Here is a 13,433-nt window from a genome sequence, read left to right on the forward strand (position 1 = left end):
TGCGCAAGATACAAGACTTCCCGCTTTCGGCATTACCTAGGGCATGCTGAAAAACGCCGGCAGTAGGTCAAAAGCTATCATTTTGCAGGATTAACCCATTTTTCATATGACTATAATTGTTTTTCAGTGGCTATATGGAATCTCGCATTGGATATAATCATTTCATGTGTGTCCCTTCGACATGCTCGATTTCATGCGAACGGTTTTTCAGCAAGTGCAAGCTTATTGACGGCAATAGGTTTTTCTCCATGCATCAAAAAACTCAAAATTTTCCAGCTAGCCTCAGTCCTACCATCTTCTGCGTTGGCCTCATTCGAGGTATAAGCATACATCTTCAATCGGCCGCCTTGAATCTGGCATGCCTGAGACTTTTTCAGCAAGCCTTGCCTAAATTTCTGCTTTTACTTTTTCCAACCTTGAACCGAAATAGTTTGTTATTTCATCCACGCTCATCGCATTGAGCGTCATCTCCTTGGTAAGTCCCCCTTTTCTGCCGACAAGTACGCCATATTTCATATCGGCATAGCCCTCCATTTCATGTGCATCGGGATTGATAGAAAGCTTGACTCCCTGATCCATGGCATATCGTACCCACCTCCAATCCAGATCAAGTCTCCAGGGATTTGCATTGATCTCTATCACGACATTGTTTGCCGCACAGGCATCAATAATCGCTTTGTGATCAATAGGATAGCCTTGACGACGCAGAAGTAATCTACCGGTAGGATGACCCAGAATAGTGGTATAGGGATTCTCAATTGCTGTGATCAGCCTGCTCGTAGCCCGGTTGATATCCATGTTCAGGATAGAATGGACAGAGGAAACGATAAAGTCGAAACTTGCCAGGACATTGTCTTCATAATCCAGTTTTCCATCGGAAAGTATATCACTTTCTATCCCTTTGAAAATTCGGAATGGAGCCATTTCCTTATTCAGTTCATCTATTTCCTTATGCTGTTTTAGGATTTTTTCTACTTCCAATCCTCCTGCATAAAAAGCCGTTTTGCTATGATCGGAGATTCCCAAGTATTCGTAGCCCAGTTCTCTGCAATATTCGGCCATTTGCCTCAGACTGTGTTTTCCGTCGCTATAGGTAGAATGGTTGTGAAGAATTCCCTTAAGGTCTTTGTCTGTAAGTAATTCAGGGATTTTATTTTCCCTTGCCAGCGCAATTTCTCCAAAGCCCTCACGCATTTCAGCGGGGATATATTGGAGGCCATTGATGCTGAAAAACTCAGCTTCGCTTGGGTAATTCCTCTTTTGAAGTTTTTGGGCAATGCTTTCTTTCTCATCTACCGGAGATTCTAAGTGAAGCGGGGCAGCAATAAGCGAAAGCTTTTTCCATAGAAAATCCTCCTTAGAGCAGAAGTAGATGGTAACTCGGAGGTCTATTTCCTTTAATTTTCCTCTCAGTGTTCTGGGGCCTGATTCCAGCAGAATCCACTCAATGGATTCCATGGCCTTGAGATTGGCTTTTACAGTTGTCAACTCATCTGAAGCAATCAGAAACTCAGCCTCTGTGATAATTTCCAGCTTCCGGGAAAAATCTCCAACTACCGCCAGTTCTGCTTTTGGAGCCATCACCTTAAAGGCTTCTTCCAATTGCCCGATCATATCTTCTATATCGGCATAGAGCCATTTGCCGGCATTTGAAGCCTTGAACTCTAGGTTTTGCATGATCGTGGTTTGGGTTTTTTCTCCAAAACCTTTGATTTTAGCCACTTTTCCGGATTGACAGGCTTCCATCAATTCATGAGTGGATGTGATGCCCAGTTCTTCCCAAAGCGTTTTTACCTTCTTTGGTCCCAAACCTTTGATTTGAAGCACTTCCAGAATTCCCTCAGGAGTTTTACTCAGCAATTCTTCCAGCAGTGGAAATGTATCTGTCTCTTTTAGCTGTCGGATTGCTTCCACTATACTCTTTCCAACTCCCTGAATCTTGGCAAGCTCGACCTCGCTTAGCACCATGATATCCTCGTCTCCACGTTCTAAGGAGATGAGCGCACTTTGATAGCTGCGGATTTTAAACGGGTTTTCATCGTGTAGTTCCATCAGCTGAATGCTAAGCTTTATTTTTTTCAGAAGTGTCTTATGATCCAAAATCTCCGGGGTTGTGTGAATGTAATTAGACAAATGTCTTGAAATAATGTTTCAATTTAAGGGGCTATAGCTTAACTTAAAATTGAAAATTGATTTTCTACGGGCTTCTCTTTGCAAAGCGCTGGAATGGAGTAGAATTCATTCTCGTTTCCGGCGCTATCGAATTGAGAGAATGTATTTACCTTAAGTGAATCAATTGCTTTTTAACTTTCAATTAACAAAAGTATGAACTATTGGATGGTCAAGTCTGAGCCGGAATCTTATTCTTGGGATGATTTCGTAGCGAAAAAGGAGGATGTGTGGGATGGTGTGAGGAATTATCAAGCAAGGAATTTTCTTCGGGAAATGCAGTTGGGCGACTGGGTGTTTTTTTACCACAGTGGGAAGGAAAAAGCTATCGTAGGAATAGCGGAAGTGAGTGAGGAGCAGTTTCCTGACCCTACCGATGAAGCTTGGACAGCCGTAAAATTGAAAGTGAAAAGACCTTTGGAGAAAAGTATTCCCTTGTCAGCCATCAAGGCTGAGGATAGGCTGTCAGATTTGCCTATGCTGAAGCAAGCCAGGCTGTCTGTATTGCCTGTAGGTAAAGATGAATTCGAATTACTTCTTAAAATGGGCTCATGAAATCGAGCATGTCGAAATCGACACAGAAAGGGATGAGTATAAACCGGGCGAGATTCCCTGTTCGGCGACAGGCGGGCCTATGGCCTTTAAGAAAAAATTATAATTATATGAAAAAATCAGCTCTACTTCTACTTTTGTTTCTTTTTATCCTCGGGCAGCAGGCATTCGCTCAGCTTAGATTTATAGAGCGTTATGAAGTGGCTTCTGAGTTGAATGATCCGTTGTTTGAAATGATTGACTCAGAATCCGGATTGATTTCCTTTCGTACTCTTCCTGAGAAAGGGCTGAATTTGAAAAGGAAGTTTCAATATTTCATCTCAGATTCTTCCCTAAATTCAGCAGGTGGGTTAATAGAATTTCCGGTGAAAGATGGATTTGATATGTTGGGCTATGATACGGATAAGAATCAGCTATTTGTTCTTTTCACAAAAGGATACTCGACGAACTCAGCAAAGTATGTGCTTCAGGTGAATTTGGCGACCAAAGAAGGATTGGAATTTGCCGTTGACAATGTGTTGAATATGGAACTGCTGGAGTTTTTGGTTCAGGATCAAAAAGCAATTTTTATGGGGACTTCGGATAACAGGCCGGTTTTGCAAATTCATGATTTGCTTTCCAAAAGTGTCCATACACTTCAGGGAATCTATGGGAATGACACACAGATCCTTCAAATTCGGAAGATGCCCCAAACGCAATCGCTGGAAGTAGTATTGAGTAGGAAAGGTTCTCATAGGAGCCGTAATATACTTATCAACACTTATGATATGATTGGGAATGTCATTCAGGAAGTTAAAGTAGATCAGTTTGGAGATCGGAATCAGGAAATTATGGACGGAATCCTCCTCTCCACGGGCAATTATCAGGAGGCAATGATAGGTGCTTTTGGGCTGGAGCGGAGAAATACCTATCAAGGGATGTACATTATGGATATCAATGAGTTTGGCGAGTTTGACTTTAAACTATACACATTGGGGGATTTTCCGAACTTTTACAATTACCTCAACGAAAAGTCAAAAGCAAAAAGAGAAGCTGAGCTTAAGAAGGAGCTGGATCGTGAAAAAATTCCGGAAATAACTAACTTGTTTTCCATCCGGAGTGTTTACCAAACCCCCACTGCTTACTATGTGTACTTCGACCAATATTCTGTGAGCAACAGTCGGTCCAGGTATCAAAATGGGATGTACTCGCCTACGGGATACCGTTACGATAGATGGAGCAGAATGGGCATGCCTGCCATTCATGACCCATATTTGGTTAATCGTTTTCCGATGTCAGGCAATTATCAGACGGTTCCGGAGTACCGCTATGTTTCAGCCCATTTTGCCAAAGTAGCGAAGACAGGTCAGGTACTTTGGGACAACGCAACAGCTTACAATGAACTGGTGACCGACTATCCGGAGGCATTCGGTGAAGTGGCTGTGGTGGGAGAGGATTTTTATCACATGTATGTGGAAGATGATATAATGAAGCTGAGTTTTTTCAGAAGGGGAGAAAAAATCTTTGAAAATTTAGAGTTCGAACTGGGACTAGTCAATGAGAATGAGCGGATTCGAGATACGAATCTGGCGAGTTTAAGAATGATACATTGGTATGATAGGTACTTTTTGCTTACAGGCACTCAGCGTATTCGATACTTGAATGAAGTAGGAGCCGATCAGACAAGAGAGGCATACTTTCTTACCAAAATAGTGGTGGATGGGGATATGTATAAGCCGGAAGAACTCCCGGACTAGATTTTATTTTTATATTTACCCGCAAATCTACCCCATGCAAAAAAGGCTAGTCTTAGACGAAGGACAGATTGAGATCATACTCAGACGATTCTGTCACCAACTGATCGAAAATCACGATGATTTTGACAACACGGTACTTTTGGGTTTGCAGCCTAGAGGCCCGATTCTGTTGGACAAAATCGTAAAACTTCTGGAGGAAATTTCCGGAGTGAAAGTCCCTTCAGGATATCTTGATGCTACTTTTCACAGAGATGATTTTCGCCGGAGGGATTTACCTCTCAAAGCAAATGAAACGAAAATTAACTTTCTGGTCGAAGGCAAAAAAGTGATCTTGGTCGATGACGTGCTGTACAAGGGCAGGTCTGTTCGAGCTGCTATGGATGCGATGATCGCTTTTGGCAGACCTCAAAAAGTCGAACTTATGGTACTGGTAGACCGCAAACTGACTAGAGATTATCCCATTATGCCTGATTATTATGGCGTTCGTGTACATACGTTGGAAAGCCAGCATGTACTGGTGGAATGGGCAGATCAAGGGAATGAAAAAGACGCAATTTGGATCACAGAGAAAGTTAACCCTTAACCATGTCACAACTCAGTACGAAACACCTACTTGGAATCAAAAACCTCAAAGAGGATGATCTCCAGCTTATTCTTGACACGGCTGCTAATTTCAAAGAAGTGATCAATCGCCCGATCAAAAAAGTGCCTTCTCTTCGGGATATCACGATTGCCAACGTCTTTTTTGAAAATTCCACCAGAACCAGACTCTCTTTTGAGCTGGCTGAAAAAAGACTTTCTGCGGATGTAGTCAATTTTTCTTCTGCAAATAGCTCGGTCAAGAAAGGGGAGACACTGGTAGATACAGTGAACAATATTCTATCTATGAAAGTGGATATGGTGGTCATGAGACATTCCAGCCCCGGAGCACCGCATTTCCTTTCCCGTAATGTAAAAGCCAATATAGTCAATGCAGGAGATGGGACACACGAACATCCCACGCAGGCATTGCTGGATTCATTTTCCATCAAAGAAAAACTGGGAGATGTGGCAGGAAAAAAAGTTGCCATCATAGGCGATATTCTGCATTCACGGGTAGCACTTTCCAATATTTTTTGCCTTCAGAAACTTGGTGCAGAAGTGATGGTATGCGGGCCGATAACCCTACTGCCAAAGTACATAACAAGTCTTGGGGTGAAAGTAGAACTGGATGTGAAAAAAGCGTTGCAATGGTGCGATGTGGCAAACGTACTTAGAATCCAACTCGAACGACAGCAAATTAAATATTTTCCGAGTCTAAGGGAATATTCACTTTATTATGGCATTAATAAGAAACTGCTGAGCCAGCTGGATAAAGAAATCGTCATCATGCATCCCGGTCCGATCAACCGTGGTGTTGAATTAAGTTCAGATGCGGCTGATTCTGAACATTCTATAATTCTGGAACAAGTGCAAAATGGGGTGGCTATAAGAATGGCTGTCTTATATTTACTTGCAGGAACCAAAGGGTAAGGTAATTTGAGGTTTGATATTCCAAATTTGAAATTGTTTTACCATTAAATCTCAAACTCACTTTTATGCTAAGCGTAAGCAATCTGGTAAAAACCTATGACAAGCAGAATGCTGTCAATGATATTTCTTTTGAACTTCAAGGCGGGGAAGTAGTAGGATTACTGGGGCCAAATGGTGCGGGGAAAAGTACTACGATGAAATGTATTGTAGGCTTACTGCGCAAAACCTCCGGGGAAATTACCTTGGGAGGACACGATCATTTAAGTGTGGAAGCGAAGCGCCTATTTAGCTATATCCCGGAGACGCCCTATGTCTATGACCTACTCACCGTTCACGAACACATGCAGTTTGTGGCGCAAGCATATGGAGTAAAAGAGTGGAGAGAGAAAGCGGATGAGTATTTGGAGCTGTTTGAGTTGGCAGACAAAAAAGACAAACTTGGGAGAGACTTGTCCAAAGGCATGCGGCAAAAGGTGTCCATTTGCTGTGCACTTCTTCCCGATCCTCAGGTGTTGTTTTTTGATGAACCGATGATTGGTTTGGATCCTAAGGCAATCAAAAACACAAAAAAGATTTTTAGAGAATTAAAAGAAGCAGGGAAGACAATCTTGGTCAGCACCCACTTGATTGACAGTGTGGAGTCTATTGCAGATAGGGTCATGATTCTGAAAAACGGAAGCATAGTCGGCAATGACACCATTTCAAATCTTAAACTGCAGTTTGTACAGGAAGAAGGGACGTCTCTGGAAGATTTGTTTTTAGAAATGACCAAAGATGAATGAAATCCGACTACTATTCAGGAAGGATATCCTCATCCTGATCAATAATCTCAAGCTTATCCTGAAAAATCCCCTTCGACTCTTACCGTATGCGGGGATTTTGATTTATATCTTATTTATGTATTACCTCCGTCTTAGGAACAGAGGGGAGGATATGCAGAGTCAAGAAATGCCTGAACTGGACATGAATAGCATTCCGGAAGTGAATTTTGCGATGCAAAATATCATTGGGGGAGTGACTGTTCTGGCCTTGGCCTTTCTGATTTACCAGCTGTTCAGAGCTACTAAAAAGAACGTCAGTTTTTTTAAGATGGCTGATGTCAATCTGCTTTTCACAGCACCTGTAAAGCCGGAGAATATCCTGATTTACTACATGGCAAGATCTATCTTGCCATCCTTGGGCGGAGCAATCATCTTTGTGGTGTATGCATCGAGTCAAGCTATTGATACATATGATTTGAATGTTGGGAATTTTATCTTCCTAATCTTATCCGTAGCACTTTTCTTTTTTATTGTTTCTCCCATCAAGTTTCTGGTTTATACGCTGAATACGAAGTATGATGTGATAGAGCACATCCGTACGGGAGTAATTGTGTTGGCAGCAATACTCTCAGGGATTATTATTATCCCCGGTTTATTGGCTGAGAAGTTTTGGCAGGGAATGTTTGCATGGATTAGTTCTCCATGGTTTGATTTCTTCCCTATTGTGGGTTGGAGCCGTGGAATTGCAAGCTATCTTTCCCATGATAATGTGATTTTATCGATGGGTTTTATCGCTCTCTATGGCATCGCCTACTTTGTTATTTTGAAATTGGTTATCCGGTTTGCAGGATATTATTACGAGGATGTGCTGGAGGCAACGAAGTCGAATGAAGAAAAGCTTGAAAAAGTAAAAGGCAAAAAACAAGTTGGAGAGAGTTCGTATAGTCTCAACACTAAAAAGAAGCTTGCACTTCCCGATTTTGGAACAGGAGCAAAGGCCTTCTACTGGAGGAATTATGTGCACAGCTCCCGTCAGGATTTCCATCCGCTTTTTGGATTGTATTCTCTGATCATGGTCGGGATAGGAATAGTGCTGGCCGTACTGTCTTTATTCGAATGGTTTTCGCACTATTTCCTCTATGTGTATTTATTAATGATGTTATTTATCTATTTTTTTGCAGGGATCGGGAGAGCCAATGTAGGAGATCTGAAAAAGCCCTTCTTCATATTGGTTCCTGCTTCCTGGGCGTCCAAGTTTTGGAATATGATCAAGCTCGATATCTTGCAGATTGGCTTATTTTGCTTAGCGCTGATTATACCTTCTGTCTTGATCGCAGGATTAAACCGGTATATCATCCCAGTGTTCTTATTCGCAACGATAGAAGTGTATTTGGTTGGTTTTGGGATCAATATAATTCCGCAGATATCCTTGGACGAGGGTTGGGATAGAAAATTGATCAAGCCATTTATGATAGGGGGGATAGTGCTATTTGGTTTTATCCCTTCTCTTGCATTCAGCATTCTCGCTTTTATAGCTTCTAAGCAATTCGTATGGGCGCTTTTTGGAGGCACCTTTGGGATGTTTTTTGTTGCGGCTATTTTGATGCATGTGACGCTGGATGTGTTGAAGCGGCTGGAATTTAAGGATGTGTAATAGAAGTTGTGGGAATTCGTCATTGCGATGAACGAGGTACGAGAGAAGAAGCAATCTCCAATTCAATTTTCTGTTACTCTATGTTATCCAGCTTCTCCGGAAGCCGGATCAATTTAAAGACTCGATAAGAGCCTCACTCACGGAAATGCGAAATTGAAGATGCCGGTCGTGATGACACGAACGATGGCAGTGGATAAGAATGGAAAGTGAGTCCTAGTTGACAGTATTCAGTCGCGGTTTGCAGCGCTCAGTCCTCAGTCCCGGTTGTGAAAAGCCGAATTTTATTCTGTTTTAACTTTCTTGGAATCGATTCAGCAAGAAAATTCCTGTAATTTTAACCTGGATTACGCATTAGGATTCGTAGAAGCATGTCCCGATTCTTTTCGGGAAGGTTTCAAACAGCAAGAAAATCACTTTGGATCCCGATGACTATCGGGAGAAAAGTGCGGCTGATTTTGAAGCAGATTGAAGCCGGAGTAGATTTTCTAATGCGTATTTCAGGTTTAAGTTACCAAATCTAACCGACTATGATCTACAACTCAATAATCAATACCATCGGGAATACACCGATGATCCGCTTGAATAAACTGGCCAAACACATTAAAGGGGAAGTTTTGGTGAAGGTAGAATACTTCAACCCGGGTAATTCCATGAAAGACCGTATGGCGATCAAAATGGTCGAAGATGCTGAGAAAGCAGGTTTACTGAAACCCGGAGGAACCATCATAGAAGGAACAAGTGGGAATACGGGAATGGGACTGGCTTTGGCAGCAGTGGCAAAAGGCTATAAGTGTATTTTCACCATGGCGGATAAGCAGTCCAAAGAGAAAATTGATATTTTAAAAGCAGTAGGGGCAGAAGTGATTGTTTGTCCGACAAACGTATCCCCAGAAGATCCACGATCCTATTATTCCATTGCAAGGAAGTTAAATCAGGATATTCCAAATTCTTTTTACCCAAATCAATACGATAACCTATCCAATACCGCCGCCCACTACGAGACGACCGGACCTGAGATATGGAAGGATACCGACGGGAAAATCACACATTATGCGGCAGGTGTAGGGACGGGAGGCTCCATGTGTGGAACTGCGCAGTACCTCAAAGAACAAAATCCGGATATCGTAACTGTAGGAATTGATACGTATGGTTCCGTATTCAAAAAGTACAAGGAAACAGGCATATTTGATGAGAAGGAAGTTTACCCGTACCTGACTGAAGGAATCGGTGAGGATATTCTCCCAAAGAATGTGAACTTCGATATGATAGACCACTTTATCAAAGTAACGGATAAAGATTCTGCGGTAATGACCAGACGATTGGCTAGGGAAGAAGGCTTGTTTGTAGGTTGGTCCTGTGGATCGGCTGTACATGGAGCACTGGAATGGGCAAAGGACAACTTAAAAGAAGGAGATCAGCTGGTGATTATTCTTCCTGATCACGGTACCCGCTATCTGGGCAAAGTGTATAACGATGAGTGGATGAGAAATCACGGTTTCTTGGAAGACAAGACTTTTTCCACTGCAAGAGATATCATAGCGCAGCGAATAGGAGCTTATACGCTGGTTTCTTCGTTGAAAACCGATTCCGTGCGGGATGCTATCGGACTAATGAACAAAACCAGTGTTTCTCAGATTCCTGTGATGGAAAATGGAGAAGTCGTAGGTAGCCTGACTGATAACAAACTTTTGGCTAGAATCATCGACAACCCATCATTGAAAGATGCTTCCGTAGCCGATGTGATGGAAGACTCCATGCATTTTGTGGCACTGGATAGTACATTGGACGTACTTTCCTCAATGGTCGAAAAGGAAAAAGCTGTGCTTGTACGTGATGTGCAGAATCAAATCCACATCATCACCAAGCATGACATCTTGGAGGCTTTCACAAAATAGGCTATCCCTCCATGCAGAATAAAAAATTAGATAGTCTGATTGCATCAGCTGAGATTGAGTTTGATCTTAAAGCAGTCTTTTCAAAAGCTTGGGAAATGTATAAGAGCCAAGCGTTGATGAATTCCTCATACATGCTCCTCTTGCTCTCGCTTCAGGGCATGGTTGTGCTCTACGCCCCCCAATTCACACTCGTATACAGTCTTGCACTTGCCCCACCACTTTATACAGGATTTTTCTTGGTGGCAAATAAGATGAGTGGTGGAGAGAAAGTCACTTATGGAGATTATTTTATGGGGTTCAACTACTGGATGCTTATGTTTAGTATTTGGCTGATAGGTCAGGTTTTGGTTTCACTCGGACTTATTCTGTTTATTGTTCCCGGGATTTATCTGGCAGTTTCCTATATGTTTGCGGTCTTGTTTGGGATTTTTGGAGGCTTCAGTTTTTGGAACTCCCTTGAATATAGCAGAAAGCTGGTCTCCCGTAATTTTTGGCAATTCTTTGTGCTGGCAGTGATTTTAGTGCTGGTGAATGTTGTTCCGGCGGGCTTGCCATTTCTGTTCCCAAGTGGAGGAGTGATATTTGCATTGTGGATTTGCGTTTCACTTCCGGTGAGCTTTATGGCGATTTATGTGATTTTTGAGGACCTAACCCGCGATGTATTTAGTGAGGAGGAAAAAACATCAGAACTTACTCATGTGTGAGAAGCATGGCTTCCAGTCTTGACCTGCATTTCTCCGAGAGTTCGTTGGCAGTAGTATCAGATGGTGCAGGAGGATTAATCGGTTTGGAATAGTAGATTTTAACCTTGCCGGGGCTGATCAAAAGCGATCCTTTTTTCATGATTTTATTTGCACCGATCACGGCTATCGGCAGGATAGGAATCCCTGTTTCTACCGAAAGCCGAAATGCACCGAACTTAAATGGTAAGAGAGTAGCTTCAGTATCATTTCGTGTGCCTTCCGGAGCCACTACCGTAGAGATTCCCTGATTGAGGTAAGTGACCAGCCGAGCTATGCTTTTCCTTCTGGATTCGGCATCTGTTCTGTCCACCCAGATGGCTACTTTGCCCACCACCCAGCCAAAGAATGGAATTTTGGACAATTCCTTCTTCCCCAATGCTCTTACTTGCTGGGGGATAGCAAGAGGGATTATCGCCGCATCCAAAAATGAGCGATGGTTAAAGATGTAGATATAGGACTGCTTGCGGTCAATAAGTTCTCTTCCGTGGAACTCGTAGCGTATTCCCGAGCCGAAAGACCAAATTCTGGCCCAAATCCGGATAAATAAAAAAGACAGCTTTCCTCCCGCAGGGCTGATGCTTACCGGAATTACTATAAACAGACCCAAAATCAGGAGCAGTATAAAAAAAAGTACAATGGAATAAAGGGTAAATAATACGTGTACGATTTTTATCATTCGGGAGAAATGGTAATTTTGGGTATAAATTTAATCTTCACTCTTTGCTTGCAGGAGCCTCCGAGCGTTCGGGGGCTCCGTTTTTTTTAGGAGGCTTCATGAAAGATAGATTTTTTTGGTAAAAATGGATAGAGGCCTATTCCCCATGGAATGGATCTTTTTTATCGTCATTGCGAATGACGAAGGAGTGAAGCAATCTCTTTTTCACAAAATAAGATCGCTTTGTCGTACCTCCTCGCAATGACGATAAATAAAGAATAACTAATTAGAACAGAATATACCAAATTGCAAGAACATGAACACAAAGCGGAAAACCGGATACATATGAAAATATGAATCCGGTTTTTTCGCTTGGAATATCCGAGTTTATAAGGAGACTCTTTTTTGGAGGGTACTGCTAATCAATAATCAAAACGTACCAGATTCGGTTCGCGATCTACGGTTACTGCGTAGATTGCCTTGTTTTCTTCATCGACTGCAAATCCAAAAACTGGATAGTCCAGTTGATAATGATTTAATATATTTCCCTTATAGTCGAATTCAAAGATTCTATTGAGGTTATCGGGACTACTAAGTTCTCTATAGGGTTTTCCTCTAAATAAGACAAAGAAAGAATCTTTACCTGCATACAAATCTGCATACCTTGTGGTACTGTTTTCTCCCAAGTCCGGCATTTGATAACCATCCCAATACCCTATTTTGAATTCGGGTATTTCTTGGGTAGGTCCATAAACTGTCTTAATAGAATAGTTTTCGAGATTTATTATATCAATGTAATCTGCACTAATTCCACTTTTAATAAAGTGTGTCTTATCGGGACTTCCTTTCAAGGAGCCTTGAAATATATTGCTTACCAAGTTGGCATCCAACTCATCTTCTTTATATCCATTCGGTAGCTCTTTGTTTTTGATCATGTCTTTCCAGTTCCCAAATAAGGCGAGCGTATCCCCCTCAATTGTTATATGAATATATTTGTCCCAGCCATGTACGGTATTCCCTAATAGCGTGGTGTCACTAGTCCAAGTGGTATAAGTCAAATAATAGGCAGTCTCCGGAGATTTCACCTGCTCTTCGGCAAGCTTACCGGTATCTCTCAAATCAAACTTGGAAAATATGCGCATCTCAGGGTCATACACCCACACTTTATTCTCTTCCCCTACATCCTCTATCTGACTGATCACGGTGATTTCTCCAGGGCCTAAGCCGTCAATTCCTTTGGATGCCAGATGGAGGCGGGTTTCTAGGTCTATGATATGGAATTTATCATCTGTGGTGCTTTTTACTTCAAAAACAATTGCAAGACCATCTTTGATCATCAAACCTTTAGGATTAAGAAGTTCAGGAACACTATATTTTTCACCGGCTAATTCTATCACAGAAGGTAAATCTTTCTCAGTGAAATAAATGTTGCCATCAATGGTTTTCGAAGTGCAGGCAAATATAAAGATAATCCAAATCAGCAATATAATTGATTTCATATAATCGAAATTAGAAGGAGTAAAAAAGGGTTGGAATTTAAGTAATAATCTCTCCTTACAACGTGCGGAGTAAGCGTTCCCAGCGGTTGATAGAAGGGAGACTAAAATGTCTCAAGTGAAACTTGGCCTTTTCAAATATGGTGAAAACAATCAGTTTTCACCGCATCAGCAAGATTTACTTGAGAAAATTGTAAAGCCATCGGGGAAAATAGCTCCAGTCTCTCAGAAATTCCTGACATCTAATCAACCATCTTCCA

General features: G+C 41.9%; 11 protein-coding genes. 8 read left to right on the forward strand and 3 right to left on the reverse strand.

The genetic code is table 11. The features are described from left to right. Window positions 1-387: 387 nt before the first annotated feature. Window positions 388-2,052: a helix-hairpin-helix domain-containing protein gene (locus tag ID165_RS02880; protein WP_192351251.1), complete on the reverse strand. Its 1,665-nt coding sequence runs from the start codon at window positions 2,050-2,052 to the stop codon at window positions 388-390. A 273-nt stretch (window positions 2,053-2,325) separates the two neighbouring features. Between ID165_RS02880 and ID165_RS02885 the strand changes: the two genes are divergently transcribed. The 8 genes from ID165_RS02885 (at window position 2,326) to ID165_RS02920 (ending at window position 10,983) form a co-directional block, all read left to right on the forward strand. Next, window positions 2,326-2,724, forward strand: a complete 399-nt coding sequence (locus tag ID165_RS02885; RefSeq protein WP_192348891.1) for an EVE domain-containing protein — start codon at window positions 2,326-2,328, stop codon at window positions 2,722-2,724. A 107-nt stretch (window positions 2,725-2,831) separates the two neighbouring features. Next, on the forward strand, window positions 2,832-4,457 hold the full coding sequence (locus ID165_RS02890) for a transcriptional regulator (RefSeq protein WP_192348892.1): 1,626 nt from the start codon (window positions 2,832-2,834) through the stop codon (window positions 4,455-4,457). Window positions 4,458-4,491: 34 nt separating this feature from the next. Next, the gene (pyrR, locus tag ID165_RS02895; RefSeq protein WP_192348893.1) at window positions 4,492-5,040 is read left to right on the forward strand and encodes a bifunctional pyr operon transcriptional regulator/uracil phosphoribosyltransferase PyrR; all 549 of its coding nucleotides are present in this window, start codon (window positions 4,492-4,494) and stop codon (window positions 5,038-5,040) included. A 2-nt stretch (window positions 5,041-5,042) separates the two neighbouring features. Continuing rightward, window positions 5,043-5,969 carry an aspartate carbamoyltransferase catalytic subunit gene (locus ID165_RS02900; RefSeq protein ID WP_192348894.1) on the forward strand — a complete coding sequence of 309 codons (927 nt, stop codon included), beginning with the start codon at window positions 5,043-5,045 and terminating at the stop codon, window positions 5,967-5,969. Between the two features lie 65 nt (window positions 5,970-6,034). Then, complete coding sequence (locus ID165_RS02905; RefSeq protein WP_192348895.1) at window positions 6,035-6,751, forward strand: ABC transporter ATP-binding protein; 717 nt, start codon at window positions 6,035-6,037, stop codon at window positions 6,749-6,751. Then, window positions 6,744-8,384 carry a putative ABC exporter domain-containing protein gene (locus ID165_RS02910; RefSeq protein ID WP_192348896.1) on the forward strand — a complete coding sequence of 547 codons (1,641 nt, stop codon included), beginning with the start codon at window positions 6,744-6,746 and terminating at the stop codon, window positions 8,382-8,384. The genes ID165_RS02905 and ID165_RS02910 overlap by 8 nt, the downstream gene beginning before the upstream one ends. Window positions 8,385-8,911: 527 nt before the next feature. Next, window positions 8,912-10,279: a pyridoxal-phosphate dependent enzyme gene (locus tag ID165_RS02915; RefSeq protein WP_192348897.1), complete on the forward strand. Its 1,368-nt coding sequence runs from the start codon at window positions 8,912-8,914 to the stop codon at window positions 10,277-10,279. Between the two features lie 11 nt (window positions 10,280-10,290). Next, window positions 10,291-10,983 carry a hypothetical protein gene (locus ID165_RS02920; protein ID WP_192348898.1) on the forward strand — a complete coding sequence of 231 codons (693 nt, stop codon included), beginning with the start codon at window positions 10,291-10,293 and terminating at the stop codon, window positions 10,981-10,983. Here the strand turns inward: ID165_RS02920 and ID165_RS02925 are convergent. Continuing rightward, the gene (locus tag ID165_RS02925) at window positions 10,970-11,698 is read right to left on the reverse strand and encodes a lysophospholipid acyltransferase family protein (RefSeq protein ID WP_370539730.1); all 729 of its coding nucleotides are present in this window, start codon (window positions 11,696-11,698) and stop codon (window positions 10,970-10,972) included. The two genes, ID165_RS02920 and ID165_RS02925, sit on opposite strands and share 14 nt — an antisense overlap. A 401-nt stretch (window positions 11,699-12,099) precedes the next feature. Then, entirely contained in the window at window positions 12,100-13,176 is a 1,077-nt protein-coding gene (locus ID165_RS02930; protein WP_192348899.1) for a BF3164 family lipoprotein, read from the reverse strand. Window positions 13,177-13,433 lie beyond the last annotated feature (257 nt).

The organism is Algoriphagus sp. Y33 (assembly GCF_014838715.1).
In the GTDB taxonomy this organism is placed as follows: domain Bacteria; phylum Bacteroidota; class Bacteroidia; order Cytophagales; family Cyclobacteriaceae; genus Algoriphagus.